The sequence below is a fragment of the Pseudoalteromonas sp. MSK9-3 genome (genome assembly GCF_003590335.1).
GTDB lineage: Bacteria > Pseudomonadota > Gammaproteobacteria > Enterobacterales > Alteromonadaceae > Pseudoalteromonas.
Genome location: NZ_MIET01000007.1, coordinates 22,512 through 47,198, shown reverse-complemented (window position 1 = coordinate 47,198; position 24,687 = coordinate 22,512). Strand labels below are relative to the sequence as shown.

The following is a 24,687-nucleotide window of genomic DNA, read 5'->3' as shown; positions in this document are numbered from 1 at the left end:
TCTATGAAAACTGCTTGGTATCTCGGCTGGCTATTATATTTAATATGTAAACAAGTATGGGCTGTGCCTCAGTTCACAGACACAGCCCAAGTGATGAGACATTATGACTATCGAACAGGGCTAAGCCAAGTCACTGTTACCGCTTTAGCACAAGATCAGTTTGGCTATATTTGGATTGGTACTCAAGCAGGGCTCAATCGCTTTGATGGCCATGAATTCAAGACATTTGCTTCACAACAACAAGATGTTAAAAGTTTAGCGGGTGGCTTTATAACAGCCTTGTGTGTAAGTAATGATAAGGTTTGGGTTGGCACCAGTACAGGGTTGAGCGTTTATCATACAATACAAGGGCGCTTTACGTCGTTGTTAGCAAAAGATCAACCAGTGATAGAATCTGATCGTGTAAGCTGGATAGATTGTAAAGGTGAGCATGTTGTTATCTCTACTGAAGACAATATGTCCTACGAAGTTGATAAATCATCTCTCATGCCACATTCTCTTGATATTGAAGGCAATTACATTCGCAATGTTGTACAGCGCGGTGACAATTATTTTTACTTAAGTGATATGGGTTTTATGGCATATCACAAGCAAGCGCAAACATCTGTGCAGTTACTTGCCGGTGAATTTAAAAAAATGACCTATCAAGGTCAGCGTGCCATGCTGGTTAGTAAGTCAAATCGGTTGATCAGTTATGACACCCTGTATCAAAGAGTGCTTTGGTCACGTAACTTCGATACTGTTCAAAATATTACCCTTCATAGTTTAGAAATAAATGGCAATGAAATTCTTGTAGCCAGTGATCATGGAGTTTATTTATTAGATCTTCAGGGAAAGCTGCTTAATCATTGGTATAAAAGAGATAGGCAAACAGCAGGCTTACAAGATAATAATATTTTGACCGTCATGCGGGACAAAAACCAAGATTTATGGATAGGCACTGAAACTCGAGGGTTACACTTCTTCAGTCAGCTCAGTGAGTCGTTTGGTCATGTGAGCGAATATAACTACCCCCATTCGCCAATGAAAACCGCGGATATACGTAATTTCGCAATTGATCGTGAAGATCGCATTTGGTTAGCTACGTCAAATGGTGCGCATATTTTTGATGGCAGGGGGTTTAAACCCGCAAATCATTACTTTTCAGAGCTTAAAGTACTCAATGGTAGTTTTATTACACGTATTATTTTTAATGGGGACTGGTTGTGGGCTGCTACCCGGGGTAATGGGGTCGTTTCATTTAATTTGACGAGTAAAGAGCTTATCCATTTAAAGCCAGATATTGGTAACGGTCCGGAGCTTAGCTTCAATGATGTTATGTTATTCAATGGGAAAGTGCTCGTCAGCTCAAGAACAATGGGTGCCATGTACTTCGATGAGCAGAGCAAAACTTTGCAATCTATGTACACACCACAACAGAACGCTCCCAGTCACGTTTCTTCTATGGCGGTAGTTGACGGTAAGCTGTGGTTTGGGTCGATAGGCAACGGTTTGTATCGAGATATGGGAGGGACGCTTGAGCAGCTCTCAACGACTGAAGGGTTAGTTTCTGATCTGGTGTTTATGCTTGAACAAGATCAATATGGCAGGGTGTGGGTTGCAAGTGAATCAGGCCTGTCACTTGTGTCTAAAGAGTTTGAGATTGAACAAGTCTTTACGCAGCAAGATGGGTTAGCAAATAATGCAATATGGGGCTTAGTATTTGATAACTTAAACCATTTGTGGGTTGGGAGTAGCGGCGGGTTGAGTCAAATCAACACCAGTAACTTGAGTATTCATAATTTCTCCCCCGTTGATGGCGTACAAGGCAACGAGTTTAACTATAACGCTGCATGGCTTGCACCCGATGGACGTATTTTTATTGGAGGCGCGATGGGGTTCAATCAGTTTTACCCACAAAAACTGAGAGTGGATAACTCTGCTAGCCCCTTACTTGTAAGTCACATCGAGCTATTAGGTAAAAGCTTAGAGCCAAGTGAAACAGGGCTGTTGAAAACGGCACCAGAGCTGGCACAAAGCTTAGAGTTACGCTACGACCAAGATATTATCTCTTTGCAATATTCCAGCTTAGAGTATGGTTCAGAGCAACAACAATTTTATTACCGTGTGATAGGGCTCAGCGACAAATGGTTGAAACTTGCCAAAGGGGTGAGACAAGTTAACCTGCTGCGTTTGGCACCAGGAAATTATATTGTGGAGTCTTATACGATAAATCGGTTTAACGTTCAGTCACCCATACACCATTTTGCTCTTACAATTAATGCACCGTGGTGGTGGAATATATATGCAAAATCTGTCTATGTATTGGCGCTACTCGCATTAATTTTAATCACAGTCAGAATTAGACAAAAACGATATCGTCAAGTGGTTGCTGATAACTTAAAAATGAGTGAATTACGCCAACGGTTAGAGTTATCGCTTTGGGCCAGTGGTGATGAATTATGGGATTGGCATTTAAATAAGAAAGCGATATATCGACATAGCGTTTCGCCCAGAGTGGATTATGGTAAGGCTGAAAGTCATATGGAACTAGATGACTTCATTCAGTTTGTGCACCCCAAAGACAATATTTTACTTGAAGACAAAGTAGAGGCATGTATTCGAGGCAATGTGGAAAGTTATGAAATTGCCATACGCGTTAAGGATTTAAGTGGTAAATGGACATGGGTACTCGATAGAGGAAAAGTGGTCGATAGAGATGAAAATGGACAAGCAATTAGGATCGCAGGGGCACTAAAAGATATTGCGCAACTTAAAGAGCATGAGAATGCATTGCAAATGCTTAATGAGCAGCTAGAGATTAAAGTTGAGATGCGCACTAACGAGTTATATACCAAGAATCAAACTCTCGAACATGCGATGGTCACTCTGAAGCAAACTCAGCAAGAACTCATTGAAAGTGAAAAAATGGCGTCGTTAGGCGGGTTAGTCGCGGGGGTTGCTCACGAGATAAATACACCTTTGGGTGTTGCTTTAACTGCGATGACTTACAACCAAGAGTGCTTGCAAGGCGTTGAGAAAAAACTGGCAGATAAAACGTTAAAGCAAAGTGATTTAACAAAAGCCATAGAAGAGCAAACTGAAGGCTATCAGTTGATCCTGAGAAACTTAGATAGAGCGCAAAATCTGATCGGTAACTTTAAGCAGGTTGCCGTTGATCAGTCGAGTGAAACGTCGCGACAGATCAACCTTAAAGCATATATTGAAGATGTATTTCACTCTTTGGCTCCATTAATAAAGGGGAAAAACATTACTGTAAATGTAACGGGGAGCGATACTGTGTTGCTAACAACATATCCCGGTGCGATTTATCAGATCCTCACCAACTTACTAAATAATTCTGTATTACATGGGTTTGAGCAACAAGGCAAAGGAGAGGTCTTGGTGACCATTGCGCTTGATGATACGAGTTGGTACGTTAACTATACCGATGATGGTGTTGGTATGAGTGAAGAGATGTTGAAAACCGTATTTGATCCATTTGTCACTTCCAAACGCAGTCAGGGCGGATGTGGCTTAGGGATGCATATTGTGTATAACTTGGTGACACAGTTGTTAAAAGGAGAAATAAAGTGTTTCTCTGAGCAAGGTAATGGAATTGCAGTGAAACTAAAAGTCCCCATTGAAGGTGAAAAAAGTTCAGAGTAGTAATGTAAAGAAATGGCCTATTATAAGGCCATTTCTATTATCGTTTACATGACACGCATACCCGGCTCTGAACCATCGTCTGGGTTAAGAATATAGATTTCTTTGCCACCAGGTCCAGCTGCTAAGACCATGCCTTCAGACATACCAAAGCGCATCTTACGTGGTTTAAGATTAGCAACCATGACAGTAAGTTTCCCCTCGATGTCTTCTGGCGCATAGGCAGATTTAATACCTGCGAATACTTGGCGTGTTTCGCCACCTAAATCAAGCGTCAGTTTGAGCAGCTTATCAGCTCCTTCTACGTGCTCTGCTTTGGCTATTTTTGCAACACGTAAATCGACCTTAGCAAAGTCATTGAACTCTATTTCGTCTGCGATAGGTTCTTTTGCAAGCGGGCTATTTGGATCAACTTTCGGTTGAGTTGTCGCTGCCAAGCTTTCTTTAGATTCTTCAAGCATGATATTTACTTTATCCATATCAACACGCTGCATTAGGGCCTTGAACTTATTGATTGAGTGGCTTGTTAGTACAGTTTGGGCACTCTCCCATGTAAGCTCAGTGTTTAAAAACTGTTCAACATTACTTGCCATCGCCGGTAACACAGGTTTTAAATACGTCATCAGTATCTTGAATAGGTTTAAGCCTAATGAACATACTTGATGTGCTTGCTCATGCGTGTCTTCATTTTTAATTAACACCCATGGTGCTTGTGCATCGATGAATTGGTTTGCTTTATCAGCAAGTGCCATGATCTCGCGAATGGCACGACTATATTCACGTTGCTCATAATAGTCAGCTATCACGCTTGAAGCAGCTTGGAATTCAGCGATCAGTTCAGGCTCAAGTACATTCTCGCTTGTTTTCCCATCAAACTTTTTGGTAATAAAACCAGCGCAACGGGATGCGATATTAACTACTTTACCGACCAGATCTGAATTTACACGTTGTGCAAAGTCTTCTAAATTTAAATCTAAATCAGTGATCCCGCCATTAAGCTTAGCGGCAAAGTAATAACGCAAAAATTCTGGATCTAAATGCTCTAAATAGGTACGGGCTTTAATAAATGTGCCCTTTGATTTTGACATTTTAGCACCGTTGACCGTCACGAAACCGTGCGCGAATACATTCGTTGGTTTACGGAACTCCGCACCATCTAGCATGGCTGGCCAGAACAAACTGTGGAAATAAATAATATCTTTACCAATGAAGTGGTAAAGTTCCGCATCAGAGCCTTCACCCCAAAAAGCATCAAAATCCAAGCCTTTTTTATCGCACAGGTTTTTGAAGCTGGCCATATAGCCAATCGGTGCATCTAACCAAACATAAAAGTATTTACCCGGCGCACCTGGGATCTCAAACCCAAAGTAAGGCGCATCTCGGCTAATATCCCATTGCTGAAGACCATCAGCGAACCATTCATCTAGCTTATTAGCCATTTCTGTTTGAATACTGCCGGAATGAAGCCATTCTTTGAGCATGCCTTCGAATGCGGGTAAGTCGAAGAAGAAGTGCTCAGAGTCTTTTAAGATGGGCGTCGCACCTGACATTACAGAACGCGGCTCTTTTAGCTCCGTTGGGCTATAGGTTGCACCACACGCATCGCAACTGTCTCCATTTTGATCAACTGCATCGCAGGTTGGACATGTGCCTGTTACAAAACGATCTGGTAAAAATATATTCTTTTCAGGATCGAACAACTGAGAGATGGTGCGCTTTTTAATATGCCCCTTTGCATTTAGGCGGTTATATATTAGCGCACTGAGTTCTTTATTTTCTTCACTGTGGGTGCTGTGGTAGTTATCAAACTCAATATTAAAATCCGCAAAATCACGTTGGCGTTCGATGCTGACATTTTTCACCATTTCTTCAGGTGTAATACCCTGTTTTTGCGCGTTAAGCATAATTGGCGTGCCATGCGCGTCATCTGCACAGACATAATATGTTTCATGACCACGTAGTTTTTGAAAGCGTGACCAAATATCTGTCTGGATATATTCAAGCATGTGCCCTAAATGAGTCGGGCCATTGGCATAAGGTAGAGCACTGGTGATGAGAATTTTTCTCTTAGTCATAACGGTTCCGTGAATTCTGAGCGGTTCTGTTTAAGAAACAGCCAACCCTCTAAGTTTTAGTTTACAATTGCCACTTTGTGCTCGTGTAAAGCATCAATAGACTGGTGTTAATGGGTTGAATGTTACATAATTCCGAGGTCTTTTTCATCACTCGAGTACGTTTTATTTCTATGTTTGGTATTAATAAGCTATTTAAAAAAAATAATTCAGACAGAACTCGGCTATACGAGGTATTAGAAGCTTATAAAAGCGGCGTATTTCCTTTAGGAATAGAGCGAGAGTGGGTTGAAAATTATACTCAAGGTAATGATGGAGTTACCCTGGCTCTGCAGATGCCCTTTGCTGTGAAAAGCGTAAATTCACGTTTGACTGACTATCTCACTAAACAGTTGGGTCAATCAGTAAAACTGACGATTGACGTAAAATTGCCAGACGTACATAAGTATAAAGCAGTTAAACATATTTTATTAGTGGCTTCCGGGAAAGGGGGAGTCGGAAAGTCGACCACCGCAGCGTTTTTAGCACAGGCACTGTCTGCAGAAGGCGGGCGAGTAGGCATACTTGATGCTGATATATACGGTCCATCTATTCCGACTATTTTTGGTGTGCAGGATGCAAAACCAACGTCAAAAGACAATAAAACGCTTAACCCCATTATAAAAGACGAGATCAGCATTCAATCGATAGGCTTTTTAGTGCCTGCTGAAAATGCCACTGTGTGGCGAGGACCAATGGCTTCACAAGCATTAAATCAGTTATTGAATGAAACCGAGTGGGGCGAACTCGATTACCTTATTGTGGATATGCCTCCAGGTACGGGAGATATCCAACTGACCATGACACAAAAAGTGCCTGCAAGTGGCGCATTGATTGTGACTACTCCACAAGACTTAGCGTTAGCCGATGCTCAAAAAGGCATTGCGATGTTTAACCAAGTTAACTTACCTATTTTAGGTTTAATAGAGAATATGAGTCATTTTTTATGTGGCCATTGTGGAGAAAAAAACCATATTTTTGGTCAGCATGGCGGTGCTGATCTAGCAAGTCGCCATGGTGTTCCTTTGATAGCTGAAGTGCCTTTAGATATTAATATCCGAGAGACATCAGAGCAGGGCGAAAATATTTTAACGGCGTCAACAGAGCAAGCAGCTAACTATGTTGCTTGTGCACAGCTTGTTGGCAGCATATTGCATTATCAAACACAATCCACCTCAACGGTCGATATAGTGATAACGGATGACTAATCAATGAGATTATCAGATACCCATATAAAACAAGCGATAGAAGAGCAACGGATCATTATTGAGCCAAAACCAGAAGAGGGTATGATCTCTGGGATCACGTTAGATTTACGCTTAGGAAATAAATTTAGAGTATTTCAAGATCATGCAGCCCCGTACGTTGATTTAAGTGGGCCAAAAGATCAACTAAATGCTGCAATGGAATCGATTATGAGCGATGAAATTGTCTTGGACGAGAATGAAGCCTTTTTTTTACACCCAGGACAACTTGCATTAGCGATAACTTATGAGTCTGTGACACTCCCAGCAGATCTTGTTGGGTGGTTAGATGGGCGCTCATCGTTGGCGAGATTAGGCCTAATGGTGCACGTAACCGCTCACCGTATTGATCCGGGTTGGTCTGGTAATATTGTACTTGAATTTTATAATTCTGGTAAATTGCCCCTTGCACTTAGACCTAATATGAAGATAGGTGCGCTAAGTTTTGAAACGATGAGCAGTGAGGCACAAACCCCTTATAACACAAGGAAAGATGCTAAATATAAAGGGCAAAATAGTGCTGTAGCGAGCCGAATTAGCGACGATAAACAGTAAGGCTATATGCTTGGCTTTTAATTAGATAAATGACTCACGCAGCGCTTGATTGGCTTTTCTACTATGTTATCGGCTGACTCACATGGAATAACCATGCTACGCAGCCTCTGCCTTGTATAAAAGCCAATCAAACGGCTGCAAAAATGAATCTGAAAGATTAACAGTGCCTAATATATGAATATTTTTATTCGAGACTGGCAATACTGAATAAAGTTTACATACTTTAATATTGATTGAACGAGACGAACTGTCTCGACATCAAGGAGAGAGTATGTGGGGATGTGACAAAGCTTTAAAGGTGCTGTGTGCATTGCTTATGATGGTCGTTGTGTGTGCAAGTGCGAATGCATCACAGGTATTTAACGATTTAAGTAATGAAATGACCATTAACGAAATAATCAATGGCCATGGCCAATTTGAAAACATTGAGCAAGACGGTGCTGTTGCGTCAAAAGCGGTGTCTACGTGGGTAAAATTTGATATTCCAGCAGAACCAAAAGCAACCCGCGAATCGTTCTTTACTATTTACAAGCCTGTTGAAACCACACTTGATATGTATGTTGTCGAATTGGGCCAAGTCATTGCTGCTGTTAATTTACCGACAGACAACGCAGTACTGCCGCGATTACAAAGTATTTACCCTCATATTAAATATAAAACGTCTGCGTTCCCTCAACAGGTTTATGTTCGATTTCAAGCGCCCTTCAATGCTCGGATTAATTATCAAGTACAGTCTATTCATGATTTTGCTGAACACTCTCAAGCGAGGCTTTTTTGGTATGGCCTAGAACTTGGCTTATTGTATTTTGTGGCGTTTTTTATTTTGTCGGTTGCGGTATTTAGTGGTCGTCATTACTTACTGTACTTGGGCACATATTTACTGCTGTTAGCATTACAGTGCAGTGCTAACAATGGCAGTATTTATTATTATTTACCACAAAAGGCCGCCCAGTGGTTCACGCATCATTGCAGTATGCTGGTGGTCATGGGACTTGCAGCTTGTTTACTCTTTCATTTTACCTTTTTTAAAATCAGTAAGAATGCAAAGCAGCTGACATATCCTACTTTTATTTTGGCTGGTTTACTCATTTTTATGGGGTTATTGTCTATTGGTATTGGCTCGCCAATTGCGGTGCAAGTCCAAGCGTTGAGCGTACTAACGACGATAGGGCTAGGTATCGCCATATGTGCACAATTGGGTAAAGAGCATGTAACAGAGGTTCGAGTATTGTTGTTCGCTTGGCTGCCTATGTTTGTTTTAGCCTTTACATGGGTAAGTATGCAATTAGGCATATTTGTGAACAGTGCTTTAGTGAATATGAGTCAAATTGCCGTGATCTCACATGTTAGTTTACTTGGGTTGGTTATTTATCTAAGAGATAAGCAGCAAAGAGATGCATTTGTTTTTTACACTAATCATGATAAAGACACGGGGCTGCCCAATCGTTTGGCACTTAACCAGCAATTAAGCAAACTTGCATCAAGTCACCAGCACCACACATTGTTGTTATTTAAACCATTGGTATTAAACAGCATTCGATTAAATTATGGAATGGATTATGCCGACCGTCATTTGAATAGTTTGTTTGAAAAGCTTAATTTACAACTGGATACGTATGGTAATTCTACCATCAGCACTAAGCACAGTGACAAGCATACTGATATTTATCGGCTAGATGACTCGGTGTTTGCGGTAATTTTGGTGGGAAAACTGTCGTTGTCGCAAGTAGAACAATATGTATGTTTACTCTCTTCGGTGTTTGAAGAAGGTGTCGAGTTAAAGGGCCATCAGCTGGTTGATAAAATAGAGATTGGTGTTGCCCATTCACCTGTACATGCAAAAAGTGCGGAGAAGTTAATACAGCGAGCCATGCTAGCACTAGCGACAAAGTGCTCAAGCAGTGAGCGGTGGCAGCTTTTTGATGTGGCTAACTCTATGGTGTCTGAGCGCAGGCTTAAAGTCACTTCTGCATTGAAAACCGCGTTAGATAAGGGCGAATTTGCACTGTATATGCAGCCCCAAGTTAATTTGTCGACTGGCAAGGTACATGGGGCTGAGGGGTTATTAAGGTGGGAACACCCAGAGTTAGGGCAAGTGCCACCAGATGAGTTTATACCTATTGCAGAGTCATCAGGAATGATTTATTCAGTGACAGAATGGGTCATTGAGCAGGGACTACATTATCAAAAACAAATAGTAGAGTTGTACCCAAATCATGTTTTATCACTCAATATTTCTGGAAAAGACTTAGCGAAGCGAGAGCTAACGGTGCAGCTGATCACTCTCATCAACGAATTTAATTTGAATCCACGTCAAATTATATTGGAGATCACAGAATCGGTGACAATTGGTAAAGAAGCCAATTTAAAAGGGGTGGTAGATGATTATAGACGTATTGGCATCAAGGTTGCGATTGATGATTTTGGTACGGGTTATTCGTCTTTGGCATATTTGAGCCAGTTAGGGTTTGATGAGCTGAAAATTGACAAGCAATTTGTGATGGATATCGAAAGCTCTCGAAGTAATCAAACCATTTGTAAAGCAACTTGTGATATGGCACATAGCTTAGGATCTAAAGTCGTGGCGGAAGGGATTGAAAGTCTAGCCAGTTATACCCGTTTGCAGGGGTTTGGCTGCGATTTTGGACAAGGTTATTTTATTTCTCGTCCATTGGGATTTGACGAATATATCCTATGGTTAAATAAGGCTACCCGCGCTGATGATGTAAAGCAGCACCTAATACGTTAAAGTATTTAAACACATGCTGAGAGAGTTGAGGGCGAAGTAACGGGCAAGGAAACCCTCCGGCTTTTTCTAGATCACTATTAATGACACCACTAACCAAGAACTCGTTCCGTATATCGGCATAATATGCGATACATGCTTCGAATGCTCGGGCAGTCAGCTCTTCAGGTTTACTGAAATAGAGCTGTTTGTATTCTTTGTCTAGCTTAACGGCGTTATTAAAGTAAACACTGGGCTTGGTTGTGGTGGAATCTAATAAACATGCTTTATAAAACTCACTGAGTATGGTGTTTAAGGGATGTAACTTAGTTTGTATGTTACTTAACCAGTAGCTAGATGCAAACCCGTGAGCTGAAGATGACGTGAACATATGCTTACAAATATAATGGTCAAATGCATGCCACCATTCGTGTGCGATGGCGCCTGCACCCGCATTTTTAGCCAGTGCTAAAGTGCGAGACGCACTATTATAATGTGCTTGTACGCCAAGTTGACCGCCGGTGCCAAAAGAAAAATTGAGAGTACCTCTTAAGCCGATAGCCTTTGGTGGAATGTTAAGAATTTGCGCCAAATCAGCCAGTGCATCATAGACTAAATTAGCGCTGAGGAATCGCTCATTTTTAGTAACCCAATGGCCGATAGAAATGGTACAAAAACCAAATGTATCACGCACTTCATCGAAATCAACCTGATCACCAAATCGATAATCAGGGCCGTGGCGACGAAACCCTTTGCTCAAGCGTGTCACTTTCATCTCTGATATCTAGCCTTAACATGTGCAGGCATAAACTTTGTTTGTTCTTCTATCATGCCGTCTAATAGTAATAGCAAAGGTTGTGAGTCTACCTGTTCTTGGTGGGTTAGAAAAAGCCCCACGGCTTCAAGGGTGGACAAGCTATATATTTGTTCAGCCTTACGAATGGTATATTTATTTTGGGGAATATCTTTAAAGCTCACGGCAAGGAGTGTTTTTAGCCATGTATTGAGTGCTAAAATTTTATTGGTTTTTTTCCATGTCCCATCAATAACCAGCAAAGTTTCTATAATATGCTCTGAGTCTGATAAGGCATCTGTTGTTACCGCATGTTCTGATGGATACAACAATGCGCAGGTTGCTAAATTAAGCTGCGACTGTAACTGCATAAAATCTTGTTGTGACTCACCCACAAAGACTTCTATATTTGATAATTGCAGAGTCAATAACCGCACGGTATTTTTTGCCAATTCTGTTTCATCAGGATGTTGCAAAATGATGATTCTAGTTCTATTTTTAATCGGTTCCTGAAGGTATTTACAAACACACGTTGTGAGTGGGTATGTACAGTTGGAGCATTGTAAACGTTTCATGAGCTACTCGTGGATAAAACCTAGGCAAATAGTACCATATATCGCGAATTGTTTTGCTAATAGTTACTGAATTGACTAGCATTACAAGTAACAAACAAGACGAAGGGATTGTTATGAATGTAACTATTAATGAAGACGCCTTAGAAGGTATGCAATCACTTTTGGGTGAGCAGTTTGAAGACACGCTGACCTTTTGTTGTGATGAGTTTGAACGACTCGAAAATGAATTGAGAATGGCGTTGACGTCTAATAACCAAGATGCAATACGTCATGCGCATAGTTTAAAATCAAACGCAGCACAATTTGGTGCGATGAGTTTGAGTAATGCGGCTCGTGCAATTGAGCAAGGTTTGATAAATGAAGACACGCAATCTGTACAAGAGAATGTGGCGTGTTTATCTGCACAAGTTGCAGGCTCAAAAGCGCAATTATTACAATGGCTCTCTTCTAAAGCTTCTCTGTAGCTAAGCGATAAATAAACCTACCAAAAAGTGCAAGCTCCCTCTGGTTATTAGAATGCCTTTTAGGCTATTCTAAAGCCGAATGAGGGAGAAATTAATGTCTAAACTAACAAAAAGCAATAAATTAAATGGGGTGTACTACGACATTCGTGGTCCTGTGCTTGATCAAGCAAAAAAAATGGAAGACGAAGGGCTAAAAGTCCTAAAACTTAACATAGGTAATCCAGCCGTGTTTGGCTTTGATATGCCTGAAGACATGCACCGCGATATTATTCGTAACCTACATGCGGCGCAAGGTTATTGCGATTCCAAAGGGCTATATTCAGCACGAGTCGCTATTTACCAGCATTACCAACAAAAAAACTTACCGAATATTAATGTTGATAATATCTACATTGGCAACGGAGTGAGTGAGCTCATCCAAATGACCACGCAAGCATTGCTTGATAGCGGTGATGAAGTGTTAATTCCTGCACCCGATTACCCACTTTGGACAGCATCAGTAAAATTGGCTGGTGGGACACCAGTACATTACTTATGCGATGAAGAGCAAGATTGGTTTCCTGACTTGGAAGACATTCGCGCTAAAGTGACCTCTCGCACTAAGGCATTGGTTTTGATCAACCCGAATAACCCCACAGGGGCAGTTTATGATAAGGCGTTGCTTCAAGGGCTCATTGATATCGCGCGCGAGCATAACCTGTTATTACTGAGTGATGAGATTTATGAAAAGATCATTTATGACGATATAGAGCATACGTCAATTGCGGCGATGTGTGATGACCTTCCTGTTATCACATTTAATGGATTAGCTAAGTCATATCGCGCAGCAGGATTGCGTATGGGCTGGATGATCCTAAGTGGAAAAATCAGTGCTATGAGTGATCTTATTACTGGTTTTAACATGTTAGCCTCAATGCGATTATGCGCGAACGTGCCCGCTCAGTTTGCAATTCAACAAGCGCTTGGTGGAATACAGTCAATTGATAACTTGATTTTGCCTGGTGGCCGGTTGTATGAGCAACGCAATATTGCAACAGAAGGCCTTAATGCGATTGATGGTATTACGTGTGTAAAGCCTAAAGGCGCGCTTTATGCCTTTCCAAAAATAGACTTAGCGAAGTTTAACGTATCCAATGATGAGCAAATGATGCTTGATTTACTGCGCGAAGAGAAAATCATGTTAGTACCTGGGCGAGCCTTTAATTGGCCGAAGCCAGATCACTTTAGATTGGTCTTCTTACCTCATAAAGATGAACTTGAACCTGCAATGCAAAGAATTAAATACTTCTTTGATGGTTATCGACAGTCATAGTCGGGTCTTGTAGCTGATTTGCTCTTTGATGATACCCCCTGTGGGCTGTTGCAAATGATTTACCTTGGAAGATAATGCTTTTTAGGTAAGTCATTGCATAGCGGGTCCTTCCTGTGTGATAAATCTTGTATTAATCACGGTGTGAACAATATATTAGTCTTTTATTTCTATGTAAAAAAACAGACTTGATACGGAACACGATTGATATGAACGTAGCGCTTTTCTAATAGGCATCATGATATGCGATATTTGATACTGGTATGTGCACTTGTATGTTTTGCCTTAAACTCACTATTTACGCGATACGTGATCAATTCTCAATTACTCGATGAGTATACCTATACCGGACTGAGATTGGCCAGTGGTGCTGCTATGCTTGCAGTTATCTTAATCGCATCAGAGAAAAGCGTTAGGAAGCTGTCTGGTTATGGTAGTTGGTATGGTGCTATCACATTACTCATGTACCTTGTTGGTTTTAGTCTTGCCTATACAGCATTAGATGCCGGATTTGGCGCTTTAATACTGTTTACATCAGTAACCTTAACAATGGTGGTTGGGGGATTGCTTCTTGGTCAGCGACTATCGGGTGTCCAGTGGGGTGCATTAGTTGTTGCTTTGATAAGTTTGAGTGTTCTATTAAACCCCGTTGTATCAGATATAAGTTGGCCTGCTGTCGTGGCTATGATGATCAGTGGATTGGGGTGGGGGGCATATAGTTTACATGGCGCAACGCTCAGCGAGCGAGGACAAGGGGCAACGCAAAGTACCGCAGGTAGCTTTATCAAATGTAGCTTGTTTGTGCCAATAATACTGCTGTTTACACCGTCCATGGTATTTACATGGTACGGTGCTGTCTTAGCCATAATATGTGGTGCAATTACTTCTGGCTTAGGCTATGTCATGTGGTATCAAAGCTTAATATGGCTAAAAGCCGATACAGCAGCAACATTACAACTGACAGTGCCAATTATTACGTTGTTCCTTGGCTTTATTTTGCTAAGTGAATCAATTAGTCTAATTCAAGCTGTGTGTGCGGCAGTAATTTTAGTTTCGGTAGGTGTGTATTTAAAACAAAAACGCACCTAATTGCCATATTTAGGGTAAAGATATATTGCGTATGTAACGTGCATGCAAGTCTGATAAATTAGCTAAGATAGTGTCTTTACCAGCTACCTCAAATTGACTTATTGCATTGCTTAGATTATCGATATTTTGCGCGTCGTTAAGGTGTTTTGCAGTGTTGATGTGGCTAATATGCCATGGTTCAGCGGCCACTCCACCATTGTATTGTGCATAAGGTCGATAAAAGCCACATGATGCCAAGTTTTCATCTAGCCAGTTATTAAATTCATAAAAAGGACCATCAATTTGATATTCCCAAGGCTCTAATTGTAGTTTGTGGCCCGGTTTTAAAAAGTTACCCGCGTATACATCGAGATCGGTGCCAAAGTGGTGTCGACTTCCGCCTGGTAATGCTGAGAACAACATAATTGCATGACACTTATCAAGCTCGTTGAGCTGTGATAAATCAATCGGTTTATTTAGCTTGTCTAAGACCGTGCGCTCACCCTGAAATTTTCCGTTCCAAATACGCATTTGACGCTCGAAATCCCGGTAGGCTGATGCAATAGATAACTCAAAACCTGCATTCATCGCGTTAGTTTTAAGTTTATCAAAGTCACTAACAATGTCTTTATGTAACCAAGTACCTTGGTAGTCATACAAGTGGGTTTGTATTAACCCACAGGCGATATTGGCTAAATCTGTATCAAAAGTTTGCTGAGGCATTAGGTCAGTAGTTTTTCCAAGATTCGTTCATAAATTAATGCGAGCTTATCGAGATCGTCTGTGCTTACACATTCGTTCACTTGGTGGATGGTGGCATTGAGTGGACCAAGCTCTATAACTTTACAGCCCGTTTGTGCAATAAAGCGTCCATCAGAGGTGCCACCAGATGTTTCAGGGGTACTTTGAATACCTGTTACCTCTTTAATTGCCTCTAAGGTAACATCTAATAAAGGCCCTGGTTCTGTTAAAAATGGTAAGCCGTTTACTATCCACTCAATATTGTACTCTAGATCAAAGTCGCTTAATAAGTTATGAACTCGGTTTTTCAGCTCATCAGCCGTGACCTGTGTACTGAAGCGAAAGTTAAACTGTACGTATACGTCGCCGGGAATAACGTTGCCAGCACCTGTACCGCCAGCAATATTTGACACCTGTAAGCTGGTCGCTGGAAAGTAGTCATTGCCATTGTCCCAAACGGTTTCAGTCAAAGCATTTATAAATGGCGCGACTTTATGAATCGGATTAGTGGCTAGGTGGGGGTACGCAACATGGCCTTGTTTTCCTTTGACCGTTAAGTGTGCCGTTAAAGAACCTCTGCGACCATTTTTTACTACATCTCCTAACGTGTTTCGCGATGATGGTTCACCCACCAAGCACATATCAATTTTCTCATTACGAGCTTCGAGTAAATCGACGACTTTGGTTGTGCCGTTGATAAAGGGACCTTCTTCATCAGAAGTGATCAAATATGAGATTGACCCCTTATGATCAGGATGCTTTTGGACAAAGCGCTCGGTCGCGATAACCATGGCTGCAAGCGAGCCCTTCATGTCTGCTGCACCGCGCCCATGTAGCATGTCATTTTCGATAGTGCCTGAGAATGGAGGGTATTGCCATGCGGCTTCATCACCTACAGGGACCACATCAGTATGCCCTGCAAAACAGAAGTGTGGCTGGCTATGGCCTTTACGTGCCCAGGTATTGAGGGTATCAACAAAGAAGTGTTCTTCAATGTTAAAGCCAAGCTTTTGTAGTCGTTGGTTCATTAGCGACTGGCAGTTTGCATCTTCTGGTGTGACCGATTGGCGCTGTATTAACGCTTGAGCAAGTGCAATAACAGGGCTAACGTTTGCGTCATTCATGAGGTAAAAATCTCGTCATATTGTGCAGCCTTAAATCCTAAATAATAGCTGTTTTGGTGTATCACGATTGGCCGTTTGATCATTGCAGGTGCATCGAGCAAATATTGTTTTGCAGAACTTTCATTTAAAGTGCTTTTTTGTTCATCTGTGAGTGCTCGGTATGTTGTGCCACGCTTGTTTAAAACGTTTTCCCACCCAAGTTGTAAAAAGAACTGATCAATAAGGTCTGCAGAAATACCGTCTTTTCTGTAGTCATGAAAAGTAAACTCGATGTTTTTATCATTAAGGTATTTTTTGGCTTTTTTTATAGTGTCGCAGTTTGGAATACCGTACATGATGGTCATAAACAGGCCTTATTCATAAAATTATTCAGATTTAGTAAGTGTTACGAGCGGATCTTGCCCTGCACTTACTTGTTTTAATGGATAATAACATGGTCCCAGTTTTTCTGCATTGATGAGTATTACCGATCCAATTGCTGGGGTGACAGAGGCGGGAATGTCAAAATAAGCAAGCAACTCACCTTGTTGTATGGTGGTTTTACCAAAGGTATTAAAGGTTTGATATTGGGGGGCAGAATACTCAGTAGGAATACGTATATTCACCAGTATTTTAAGGCCATTTTGCGCTGAGATGATGAATTCGGTGCCATGCTGTTTTATTTGTTCTATTGTGCCATGGACAGGTGAAACGATTTTAAAGTTGCTCAATTGTACGCAAATTCCTCGGCCTAACATCCCTTGTGAAAATAAAGGGTCGGGGTGACTGCTGAGGGGAGCGACTTTACCGCTAAATGGACTCGCTAAATGCAGTAAAGGCTGGTCAATTGAGTTAATCGGCGCATAAGATATAACAGGGGAAAATTGCATTTTTAAAGTACCATATAACCATCTTTTTTGAGTGCTTGAATTGCCACATCTATTTGTTGTTCTTTGACTAAGATAAAATCGGTGTCGTAGGTCGACATGGCGAATATGGAAATATTAGCATTAGCAAGCACGCCAGAAATATCGGCCATGATCCCAGTAAGTGAGAAACCTAAAGGGCCGACGACTTCTAAGGCACGCCAGTGTTTTTCAGCAGCAAAACTATTCATTTTTATTTGGCTTGGGCAGACAATCGAGAGTTCTTCATCTGTTTTTGCGATAAAAAATATCTCAGCGTTTAAGACAGCCGCCGGAATAGTGTCATCACAGTCGAGGCTGTGAATGGTGAAGTCTTGGTTGAGCAATTGTAAGGTTTGCTTTGACATCCCGTAAGCTCTATAAACACTAATTAAGTTAATAGTATAGCCAAGCGCAAAAAATTAAAACCTTTTTAACGCTTGGCTAATTTAGACTTACGCTTGAGAGTCTGACTCTATAATTTGCTGGGCTTGGATAGCCGTTAACGCAATAGTATAAACAATATCATCTACTAAGGCTCCGCGACTTAAGTCGTTCACAGGTTTACGCATGCCTTGTAACATAGGACCAATACTGATCAGATCTGCGCTTCGCTGTACGGCTTTATACGTTGTATTACCGGTATTTAAGTCAGGGAACACAAATACGGTCGCTTTACCTGCCACTTTACTGTTTGGGGCTTTCTTTTGCGCAACATTTTCCATAATTGCAGCATCATATTGCAGGGGTCCATCAATGTCTAAATCAGGACGCTTTTGCTGAGCAAGCTCCGTGGCTTGGCGTACTTTTTCAACATCGGCACCATGTCCTGACGTGCCGGTACTGTAGCTAATCATTGCAACACGTGGTTCAATACCAAATGCCGCGGCTGAGTCTGCTGATTGAATTGCGATGTCTGCAAGTTGCTCGGCTGTCGGATCTGGATTAATAGCACAGTCCCCATAAACCAGTACTTGATCTGGTAACAGCATAAAGAATACCGAACTGACAAGTGATGAGCCTGGTGCTGTTTTTATCAGCTGTAGGGGAGGGCGTATGGTATTTGCCGTCGTGTTGACCGCACCAGAAACCAACCCATCGACTTGAGACTGGGCTAACATCATGGTGCCAAGTACCACGTTGTCTTGCAATTGCTCTTCTGCGACGACTTCTGTTAACCCTTTGTTTTTCCTAAGTTCAACCATTGGAGCAATATAATTCTCAATTTCTTGGTGAGGTTCAAGAATGGTCACATTTTCATTCAGTTCAACCCCTTGCTGTAATGCAATACGTTCTATCTCTTCGCGTTCACCTAGTAAAACTGTTTTAGCGATGCCACGTTCACCACATATTGCAGCAGCTTTGATTGTTCTGGGCTCGTTACCTTCAGGTAGTACAATGGTTTTATTCGCTTTTCTTGCCAAGTCAGTCAGTAGGTATCTAAATGCTGGTGGTGATAATTTACGTGTTTTTGCGACCCCTTGAGCCAAACTATCTAACCAGTCTGAATCTATATGATTGGCGTTGTGTTGCTTCACTTTATCAATGCGCTGTTCATCATCACTGGGTACTTCCATATTAAAATTATGCAGTAGCAAAGAGGTACGCCATGTATCAGCTTCGGTTGCAAGAATGGGCAAACCCGTTGCCATTGCTTGTTCGCATAGACTCATGATCCTAGGTTCTGGCTTAAAGCCACCAGTGAGTAAAATCGCGCCTAGTTTTGTACCATTCATTGCTGATAGACATGCGGCCACTAAAATGTCGGAACGGTCACCCGGTGTAACAAGCAGTGCACCCGGGGTAAAGTGGTTAAGAATATTTGATACTGTTCTAGCACAGAAGGTCACACGACGTAGGCGTCTATGTGCCATATCGCCTTCGTTCATTACTTCGGCGTTGAGGTAATTACTTAAATCAACGACTCGTGGGGCAACGAGGTCAAAATCCCAAGGGATCGTCGCCAGTAATTTGAACGGATGTTTACGGAAAATAGGCAATGAAGCTAAACGGTTAATTTCGTTCTCAAGTTCTTCAGGCTTATGTTGATCAACAAGATCAGCACGTGCACGGCCTTCTTCGTCAAGCGGGGCGTTTACTTTGTTAAAAATACAGCCCAATACACGACTATGGTCGACTCCACCGTAGTTTCCAGACGCAATTTCTAACCTATCTTCTAATTGACTGTTATTGTCGTTACCTGGGGTGAGGACAAACACAATATCTGCCCCGAGCGTTTGTGCGATTTCACGGTTGACTCGCCCAGCATAGGGTTGCAGGCGGGTAGGCACCATCCCTTCAATAATGGCAACTTCATCGTCGTTTATAGCGCTCTCAAAACGTTCGACGATTTCTTCAAGTAAATCGTCGCCTTTACCGTCACCAATCATTTGTTCTGCGTAGCTTAGTGCAAATGGTGTAGGTGGCTGTATAGTCGAGCCCTGTTGTACGATAACGGTGGACTTTTCAGGGCCTTCATCTTCTTTACGTGGTTGTGCAATCGGCTTAAAGAAATTAACTTTAACGGCTTTTTGTTCCAGTGCACGCACTAAACCTACAGATATAGAGGTTAACCCTACGCCTGTAGAGATAGGGATCAGCATAATACGACGGCCCATACTATTGCTCCTGTGCGATGGTGGCTGCGTCAGACGCAATTACCCACTCTTCATTTGTTGGGATCACAATAGCGCATGGCGTGTTTTGGCTGGTAATAATGCCTTGATTGCCAAATCGAGCCGCCAGATTTTTATCGTGATCAATGCTCAGGCCCATAAATTCGAGCATAGAAACGACTTTTGCACGGATCACATCTGAGTTTTCGCCTATTCCGCCAGTGAAAATTAGCGCGTCTAAACCGCCAAGAGGCACAATAAATGCTGCGATTTGTTTGGCCAATCGGTAACAGAAAATATCTAGCGCTAATGTCGCTTGCACATGGCCCTCAGCGGCGGCTTCTTCTATCGTACGACAGTCGTTTGATAACTCGCTAATACCTAGCAAACCGCTTTGCTTATTGAGTAGTTCATCAACGTTTTGTGCAGAATAATTAAGTTGATTGACTAAGAATGAAAATAAACCTGGATCGACATCACCACTGCGAGTTCCCATGACGAGCCCTTCAAGTGGGGTAAGGCCCATACTCGTATCGACTGACTGACCATTTTTGATGGCTGTTACCGAGCACCCGTTGCCTAAATGTGCACTAATGATACGAGAGTTATTTTCAGGTAGAGCTAAGATTTTGTGTGCTTGAGTCGATACATAATAGTGGCTAGTACCATGAAAGCCGTAACGTCTCACGCCGTGTTCAGTATATAATGCATGAGGAATAGCGTATAAAAACGCTTGCTTGTCCATTGTTTGGTGGAAGGCGGTATCGAATACAGCAACTTGTGGCAGATGCGAAAATGCTTTTTTCGCCGCTTCAATGCCAAGTAAGTTTGCAGGGTTGTGAAGCGGGGCTAGGGCACTGGTTTGTTTGATGGCATCAATCACGTTATCATTGATAAGAACCGATTTGGTGAAATGCTCACCGCCATGTACTACACGGTGGCCAACAGCAATCAGGTGGGTATCCAACTTTAGTTGCTTCACAAGCTCAACAAGCTTTTCGATAGCGACTTGGTGAGCATCACCCGCGCTTAAGTCAATGTTGTGTTTGGCGCCATTGTATTTATATTTTATAAGTGGAGCTTGCTCTGCAAGACGCTCAGCTAACCCCGACAGGGCTTCAGCGCCAGAGTTGATATCGATAATGGCAAACTTAAGGCTAGAGCTACCACAGTTTAGGACCAGAACATGCGAAGATGACATAATGACTTTCCGTTTTTGACAAGAACAGTAAACGCGTATTAAGCTTATAGTGAAGTTGCACTAAAGCTACACGTTAGACCAAGGTATAATTGACTTAATTAAGACAGTGATTTTACCTGAATATTTACCTAAAAGTTAGCACCTAGGAGTCATGATGCAAAAAAGTCTTATTTCACAAGTGCAGCTTGGACGCCAATACGCCAAAGAATGGCCTATGCGAAAAGAACTCGCCCCGATGTTTGCCGAGTTTAGAGTGATAAAAGCCACAGAGTTTGGCTTGACTGTTATGCCGATGCTGGCCATTTTTACTGTGTTTTTTCAGACCAGTCAGTTAGGTATGGAATATTTACCACAAGCAATAGCAATTGCTTTATTCTTTTTATCTCTGCCAGTTCAAGGGCTTTTATGGCTAGGTAAGCGCGCAGATACGTCGTTAAACCCGTCTTTGAATTCTTGGTATAACGATCTGTACCATAAAATGGTTGCTAATGGATATGATACGCCGCTGGCATCTAGGAAGCCGAATTATAGACAATTGGCGAAATTGCTCACTGACATGTTTAACAAAATGGATAAAGCTTTCACCAAAGAGCAGTTTTAGGTGAAGATTGATCAAATAGGCTGTTTTAACAGCCTATTAGTCTTAATTATTGCGTTTAGTTACACTTTATTTGGCACAAACTCACTGATATAAAATGACAGCGTAACCATGTGCTCGGGGGCTTGGTTTAAGTCTTGATAATGAGAAGCTTTAAACTTCCATGCAAACGGCGTCATCATTATAAGGTGTTCAATCACACTGGTTGGAAGAGACTGACATTGCTCAAGATGGGTTTGCTTTTTGAGCTCAAATCCTTCTGGACACGTTACGGGTTCATGCAAATTCACTTCATCGTAAATACGCGCTTTTAGTTCAAATAAATGTGTCGGCCCTGGGCTAACAATGATCACTGTGCCATTTTCATGACATAATCTGTGAAGCTCGTCGGCAAATACGGGAGCAAAGATACTAACTAATACGTCAGCTGTCTGGTTTTCAAAGGGGGCCTGTTTAATTGACGCGACGCTAAAATTGACATTTTTATAGCGCTTTGCGGCATACTTTACGGCAGACTTAGAAATATCGACCCCATAAACTTGTGTCTCATCGGGCAGTTGTTTAGCAAAAGCTTGTGTATAAAAGCCTTCTCCACACCCTAAATCAATGACGGATGATGGCTCAGTTGTAGTTATGCGCTCAGCAATAGCATCTCTTAGAAACGCATAATGCTCTGTTGCAAAAAAAGCACGACGTGCTTGTACCATTTCTAAATTATCACCGGGTTGTTTCGAGTTTTTATTTTGTACAGGTAATAAATTAACATAACCTTCTTTAGCAAAATCAAATTGGTGGCGATTTTTACACTGTAAGCTTTTGTTATTGAGAAGCAAAGGTTCGTCACATAATGGACAGCGATACATCAAGGTCATTTATCTAAATATTCCCGATCATAAAAAGTTTTTACCCACTCAGGGCGGTATGTAATTAGTAAGGTTATGGCCATGCCGTTAAGCATTGCTTCTGGAAACCATATGAGCACAGAGTAAAACAAATAATTGTCGTACAATGTTTGCCATGGGTAGACACCTGACCACCAGAAGTAGCCAGTGTTGAGTATAATTTTTGCTGCGCCTACGAGCCCTGCACATATAAATGCGCATACAAAAATATAAACAAAAAAGTGCCTAGGTAAGAAATTGTAACACAGTACAAATAACCCATAGCTTAAATAGATAGGAACCAGAGCTGTTAACAGTAAAAAAGGAGCAAACTCGCTGGCCGACAGTGGTGTAAAATACCAAAGTAGGCTGGTACTGAGCAACGCACAAAGACTGGCTAATCGCCAACCCATCACCAATGTGATGGCTGTTACCCCCAATATATGAATATTGAGATAGGGTAATATCCCAGCTTTGATTTGCCAAAGCAGCGCTAAAACCAACGAGCAAGCAAAAACCCCACTTTGGCGAGCAGGGCTTGTGAATAGGGCGTAACACTCTGCTTTATTGAAAGTAAGCAGTAGCAGTATGCCTGCGATAAACGCTTCAAACATGGTTGCTTAGCCGTTGAAATCAGCCCAAATAGGCGCATGATCAGATGGCTTTTCAATACCTCGTAACTCATAGTCTATTGCACTAATGGTACAACGGGGTAAGAGAGACTCTGTGGCTAGAATAACGTCAATTCTTAGGCCCCTGTTGTCTACAAAACCCTTCGAGCGGTAGTCAAACCACGAGTACAGGTCGGTTGCATCAGGCGTGAGGGTTCTGAAGGTGTCTTTTAGACCCCAATCAAGTAATGTGGCTAACCATTGTCTCTCTTCTGGCTGAAAAGAACACTTACCTGTTTTTAGCCAGCGCTTTTTGTTTGGCTCACCAATACCAATGTCCAAATCGGTTGGAGAGATATTAATATCACCCATAACGATCAGGTGCTGTTTAGGGTCGCAGTGCGCTTGCAGATGCGTCATTAAGTCAGCGTAAAATTGACGCTTATAAGGGAACTTTGTTTCGTGACTAATATTGTCACCTTGCGGGAAGTATCCATTCATTATCACAACGTCTTCACCTGCCGCGTTTTCAAATGTGCCGCTGATCATGCGTTTTTGTGATTCTTCAGTGTCTGTCGCAAAGCCTTTTTGAATAGACTTAGCTGGCTTTTTAGACATGAGCGCTACGCCGTAGTGGGCTTTTTGTCCGTGAAAATACACGTTGTAACCCATGGCTTCAACATCTTCAATGGGAAATGCTTCATCATGGACTTTTATTTCTTGTAATCCGATAACATCAGGCTGATGTTTATCTATAATTGCCTGCAACTGATGTAATCTTGCTCTCAAACCATTGATATTAAAAGAAATGACTTTCATATTTATGAACATTTATTGTTATACGCTAAGGTGCTCATATTCTACCACTGAAATACGTTTATGGCATATCGTCAGGAATAAAAAATAAAGGTTAATATTTGATCGTTTATGAGGCAAATGTATGCATTTGTTACTGTTGCACAGAGATCACTTTAGTAATATGTAAATAGGCTATTAAATGCGCTATTTTGGCTTGTTTAAGCATTTACAAACTTACACTTGGCTATATAATGCGCGCAAATTTATTATTTGTGAGTATATTATGTTTAAATCTATCTCTTTAGTTGTTGCACTCTCTGCTACATTGTCAGTTAACGCGACACCGGTACAATATACTCAAGGTGACGCATCTGCGGCATCAAAAGTATGCGTAGTTGCTGCACAAGAAGGGTTGAGTGCGGCACGTTTGGCTGCATCACAACATGGTATTCATATTTCTCGCTTTTCAAAAAGCATCTTATGTAATGGCGAAGATATTCGTGATATTGCAAAGCAACTTACAAATGATACAAATACCAGTACCAAACAAGTTGCACTGTATGCTAAGACGTCAACATCAGCGACTGAATTATGCATAAAAGCAGCAAAAAATGGTTTATCAAGTATTTCAAAATATGGCCATAAAGCGCGTAGCCTACGTTGTAATGATGTACCTGTAAGAGAGTTTGTTAGACAGTTCGCAAATACTGCCATTTAATTGTTTTCCTCAATTTGATGAGGGAAA

Annotated in this window: 22 protein-coding genes; 9 read left to right on the top strand and 13 right to left on the bottom strand. The window is 41.6% G+C overall.

From position 1 onward, the window contains the following. Window positions 1-3 precede the first annotated feature (3 nt). Entirely contained in the window at window positions 4-3,648 is a 3,645-nt protein-coding gene (locus BGP78_RS01545; RefSeq protein WP_119859758.1) for a two-component regulator propeller domain-containing protein, read from the top strand. Between the two features lie 44 nt (window positions 3,649-3,692). On the opposite strand, the gene metG is transcribed toward BGP78_RS01545, so the two are convergent. Continuing rightward, complete coding sequence (metG, locus tag BGP78_RS01540; protein ID WP_119859757.1) at window positions 3,693-5,720, bottom strand: methionine--tRNA ligase; 2,028 nt, start codon at window positions 5,718-5,720, stop codon at window positions 3,693-3,695. A 170-nt stretch (window positions 5,721-5,890) separates the two neighbouring features. Between metG and apbC the strand changes: the two genes are divergently transcribed. The 3 genes from apbC to BGP78_RS01525 all read left to right on the top strand — a co-directional run bounded on the left by apbC (window position 5,891) and on the right by BGP78_RS01525 (window position 10,304). Further along, window positions 5,891-6,964 carry an iron-sulfur cluster carrier protein ApbC gene (gene apbC, locus BGP78_RS01535; protein ID WP_119859756.1) on the top strand — a complete coding sequence of 358 codons (1,074 nt, stop codon included), beginning with the start codon at window positions 5,891-5,893 and terminating at the stop codon, window positions 6,962-6,964. A gap of 3 nt (window positions 6,965-6,967) precedes the next feature. Next, a complete protein-coding gene (dcd, locus tag BGP78_RS01530) occupies window positions 6,968-7,555 on the top strand; it encodes a dCTP deaminase (protein WP_119859755.1) in 588 nt (195 codons plus the stop codon). Between the two features lie 271 nt (window positions 7,556-7,826). Next, window positions 7,827-10,304 (top strand): EAL domain-containing protein, encoded by a 2,478-nt coding sequence (locus BGP78_RS01525; RefSeq protein WP_119859754.1) that lies wholly within the window; start codon window positions 7,827-7,829, stop codon window positions 10,302-10,304. Here BGP78_RS01525 and BGP78_RS01520 read toward each other — a convergent pair. Then, window positions 10,264-11,055: a CLCA_X family protein gene (locus BGP78_RS01520; protein ID WP_119859753.1), complete on the bottom strand. Its 792-nt coding sequence runs from the start codon at window positions 11,053-11,055 to the stop codon at window positions 10,264-10,266. The genes BGP78_RS01525 and BGP78_RS01520 overlap by 41 nt on opposite strands. After that, window positions 11,052-11,648, bottom strand: a complete 597-nt coding sequence (locus BGP78_RS01515) for a tRNA-uridine aminocarboxypropyltransferase (RefSeq protein WP_119859752.1) — start codon at window positions 11,646-11,648, stop codon at window positions 11,052-11,054. The genes BGP78_RS01520 and BGP78_RS01515 overlap by 4 nt, the downstream gene beginning before the upstream one ends. A gap of 113 nt (window positions 11,649-11,761) precedes the next feature. Between BGP78_RS01515 and BGP78_RS01510 the strand changes: the two genes are divergently transcribed. The 3 genes from BGP78_RS01510 (at window position 11,762) to BGP78_RS01500 (ending at window position 14,510) form a co-directional block, all read left to right on the top strand. Beyond that, window positions 11,762-12,112 carry an Hpt domain-containing protein gene (locus BGP78_RS01510; RefSeq protein WP_119859751.1) on the top strand — a complete coding sequence of 117 codons (351 nt, stop codon included), beginning with the start codon at window positions 11,762-11,764 and terminating at the stop codon, window positions 12,110-12,112. 94 nt (window positions 12,113-12,206) lie between these two features. Continuing rightward, window positions 12,207-13,424, top strand: a complete 1,218-nt coding sequence (locus BGP78_RS01505; RefSeq protein ID WP_119859750.1) for a pyridoxal phosphate-dependent aminotransferase — start codon at window positions 12,207-12,209, stop codon at window positions 13,422-13,424. Between the two features lie 240 nt (window positions 13,425-13,664). Continuing rightward, the gene (locus BGP78_RS01500) at window positions 13,665-14,510 is read left to right on the top strand and encodes a DMT family transporter (RefSeq protein WP_119859749.1); all 846 of its coding nucleotides are present in this window, start codon (window positions 13,665-13,667) and stop codon (window positions 14,508-14,510) included. A 9-nt stretch (window positions 14,511-14,519) separates the two neighbouring features. Here the strand turns inward: BGP78_RS01500 and BGP78_RS01495 are convergent, their stop codons facing one another. From BGP78_RS01495 to BGP78_RS01465, 7 genes are all read right to left on the bottom strand, one after another. Beyond that, on the bottom strand, window positions 14,520-15,212 hold the full coding sequence (locus BGP78_RS01495; RefSeq protein ID WP_119859748.1) for a M15 family metallopeptidase: 693 nt from the start codon (window positions 15,210-15,212) through the stop codon (window positions 14,520-14,522). Continuing rightward, complete coding sequence (gene dapE / locus BGP78_RS01490) at window positions 15,212-16,354, bottom strand: succinyl-diaminopimelate desuccinylase (protein ID WP_119859747.1); 1,143 nt, start codon at window positions 16,352-16,354, stop codon at window positions 15,212-15,214. The genes BGP78_RS01495 and dapE overlap by 1 nt, the downstream gene beginning before the upstream one ends. Then, entirely contained in the window at window positions 16,351-16,698 is a 348-nt protein-coding gene (locus tag BGP78_RS01485) for an ArsC family reductase (protein ID WP_119859746.1), read from the bottom strand. The genes dapE and BGP78_RS01485 overlap by 4 nt, the downstream gene beginning before the upstream one ends. 21 nt (window positions 16,699-16,719) lie before the next feature. Next, entirely contained in the window at window positions 16,720-17,223 is a 504-nt protein-coding gene (locus tag BGP78_RS01480) for a PTS glucose transporter subunit IIA (RefSeq protein WP_119859745.1), read from the bottom strand. Window positions 17,224-17,225: 2 nt separating this feature from the next. Further along, window positions 17,226-17,606, bottom strand: a complete 381-nt coding sequence (locus tag BGP78_RS01475; protein ID WP_119859744.1) for an ACT domain-containing protein — start codon at window positions 17,604-17,606, stop codon at window positions 17,226-17,228. Window positions 17,607-17,693: 87 nt separating this feature from the next. Further along, window positions 17,694-19,856: a phosphate acetyltransferase gene (pta, locus tag BGP78_RS01470; protein ID WP_119859743.1), complete on the bottom strand. Its 2,163-nt coding sequence runs from the start codon at window positions 19,854-19,856 to the stop codon at window positions 17,694-17,696. Between the two features lies 1 nt (window position 19,857). Next, complete coding sequence (locus tag BGP78_RS01465) at window positions 19,858-21,054, bottom strand: acetate kinase (protein WP_119859742.1); 1,197 nt, start codon at window positions 21,052-21,054, stop codon at window positions 19,858-19,860. Between the two features lie 154 nt (window positions 21,055-21,208). On the opposite strand from BGP78_RS01465, the gene yfbV reads away from it, so the two are divergent. Next, the gene (yfbV, locus tag BGP78_RS01460) at window positions 21,209-21,655 is read left to right on the top strand and encodes a terminus macrodomain insulation protein YfbV (RefSeq protein ID WP_119859741.1); all 447 of its coding nucleotides are present in this window, start codon (window positions 21,209-21,211) and stop codon (window positions 21,653-21,655) included. A 59-nt stretch (window positions 21,656-21,714) separates the two neighbouring features. Here yfbV and rlmA read toward each other — a convergent pair whose 3' ends face one another. The 3 genes from rlmA to xthA are packed head-to-tail and all read right to left on the bottom strand — an operon-like array spanning window position 21,715 to window position 23,963. Continuing rightward, on the bottom strand, window positions 21,715-22,524 hold the full coding sequence (rlmA, locus tag BGP78_RS01455) for a 23S rRNA (guanine(745)-N(1))-methyltransferase (RefSeq protein ID WP_119859740.1): 810 nt from the start codon (window positions 22,522-22,524) through the stop codon (window positions 21,715-21,717). After that, window positions 22,521-23,147: an energy-coupling factor ABC transporter permease gene (locus tag BGP78_RS01450; RefSeq protein WP_119859739.1), complete on the bottom strand. Its 627-nt coding sequence runs from the start codon at window positions 23,145-23,147 to the stop codon at window positions 22,521-22,523. The genes rlmA and BGP78_RS01450 overlap by 4 nt, the downstream gene beginning before the upstream one ends. Before the next feature lie 6 nt (window positions 23,148-23,153). Continuing rightward, a complete protein-coding gene (gene xthA, locus BGP78_RS01445; RefSeq protein ID WP_119859738.1) occupies window positions 23,154-23,963 on the bottom strand; it encodes an exodeoxyribonuclease III in 810 nt (269 codons plus the stop codon). A 262-nt stretch (window positions 23,964-24,225) separates the two neighbouring features. Between xthA and BGP78_RS01440 the strand changes: the two genes are divergently transcribed. Continuing rightward, the gene (locus tag BGP78_RS01440; protein WP_249348509.1) at window positions 24,226-24,660 is read left to right on the top strand and encodes an exonuclease III; all 435 of its coding nucleotides are present in this window, start codon (window positions 24,226-24,228) and stop codon (window positions 24,658-24,660) included. Window positions 24,661-24,687: the final 27 nt, after the last annotated feature.

What these genes read in the sequence shown, in the direction of transcription:
- yfbV (WP_119859741.1), top strand. Translation starts at nt 21,209, where the DNA reads ATGCAAAAAAGTCTTATTTCACAAGTGCAGCTTGGACGCCAATACGCC.
- BGP78_RS01500 (WP_119859749.1), top strand. Translation starts at nt 13,665, where the DNA reads ATGCGATATTTGATACTGGTATGTGCACTTGTATGTTTTGCCTTAAAC.
- BGP78_RS01475 (WP_119859744.1), bottom strand. Translation starts at nt 17,606, where the DNA reads ATGTCAAAGCAAACCTTACAATTGCTCAACCAAGACTTCACCATTCAC.
- BGP78_RS01520 (WP_119859753.1), bottom strand. Translation starts at nt 11,055, where the DNA reads ATGAAAGTGACACGCTTGAGCAAAGGGTTTCGTCGCCACGGCCCTGAT.
- BGP78_RS01505 (WP_119859750.1), top strand. Translation starts at nt 12,207, where the DNA reads ATGTCTAAACTAACAAAAAGCAATAAATTAAATGGGGTGTACTACGAC.
- BGP78_RS01465 (WP_119859742.1), bottom strand. Translation starts at nt 21,054, where the DNA reads ATGTCATCTTCGCATGTTCTGGTCCTAAACTGTGGTAGCTCTAGCCTT.
- BGP78_RS01440 (WP_249348509.1), top strand. Translation starts at nt 24,226, where the DNA reads ATGTTTAAATCTATCTCTTTAGTTGTTGCACTCTCTGCTACATTGTCA.
- BGP78_RS01515 (WP_119859752.1), bottom strand. Translation starts at nt 11,648, where the DNA reads ATGAAACGTTTACAATGCTCCAACTGTACATACCCACTCACAACGTGT.
- dcd (WP_119859755.1), top strand. Translation starts at nt 6,968, where the DNA reads ATGAGATTATCAGATACCCATATAAAACAAGCGATAGAAGAGCAACGG.
- BGP78_RS01495 (WP_119859748.1), bottom strand. Translation starts at nt 15,212, where the DNA reads ATGCCTCAGCAAACTTTTGATACAGATTTAGCCAATATCGCCTGTGGG.
- pta (WP_119859743.1), bottom strand. Translation starts at nt 19,856, where the DNA reads ATGGGCCGTCGTATTATGCTGATCCCTATCTCTACAGGCGTAGGGTTA.
- BGP78_RS01545 (WP_119859758.1), top strand. Translation starts at nt 4, where the DNA reads ATGAAAACTGCTTGGTATCTCGGCTGGCTATTATATTTAATATGTAAA.
- BGP78_RS01480 (WP_119859745.1), bottom strand. Translation starts at nt 17,223, where the DNA reads ATGCAATTTTCCCCTGTTATATCTTATGCGCCGATTAACTCAATTGAC.
- dapE (WP_119859747.1), bottom strand. Translation starts at nt 16,354, where the DNA reads ATGAATGACGCAAACGTTAGCCCTGTTATTGCACTTGCTCAAGCGTTA.
- metG (WP_119859757.1), bottom strand. Translation starts at nt 5,720, where the DNA reads ATGACTAAGAGAAAAATTCTCATCACCAGTGCTCTACCTTATGCCAAT.
- xthA (WP_119859738.1), bottom strand. Translation starts at nt 23,963, where the DNA reads ATGAAAGTCATTTCTTTTAATATCAATGGTTTGAGAGCAAGATTACAT.
- rlmA (WP_119859740.1), bottom strand. Translation starts at nt 22,524, where the DNA reads ATGACCTTGATGTATCGCTGTCCATTATGTGACGAACCTTTGCTTCTC.
- BGP78_RS01510 (WP_119859751.1), top strand. Translation starts at nt 11,762, where the DNA reads ATGAATGTAACTATTAATGAAGACGCCTTAGAAGGTATGCAATCACTT.
- apbC (WP_119859756.1), top strand. Translation starts at nt 5,891, where the DNA reads ATGTTTGGTATTAATAAGCTATTTAAAAAAAATAATTCAGACAGAACT.
- BGP78_RS01525 (WP_119859754.1), top strand. Translation starts at nt 7,827, where the DNA reads ATGTGGGGATGTGACAAAGCTTTAAAGGTGCTGTGTGCATTGCTTATG.
- BGP78_RS01450 (WP_119859739.1), bottom strand. Translation starts at nt 23,147, where the DNA reads ATGTTTGAAGCGTTTATCGCAGGCATACTGCTACTGCTTACTTTCAAT.
- BGP78_RS01485 (WP_119859746.1), bottom strand. Translation starts at nt 16,698, where the DNA reads ATGACCATCATGTACGGTATTCCAAACTGCGACACTATAAAAAAAGCC.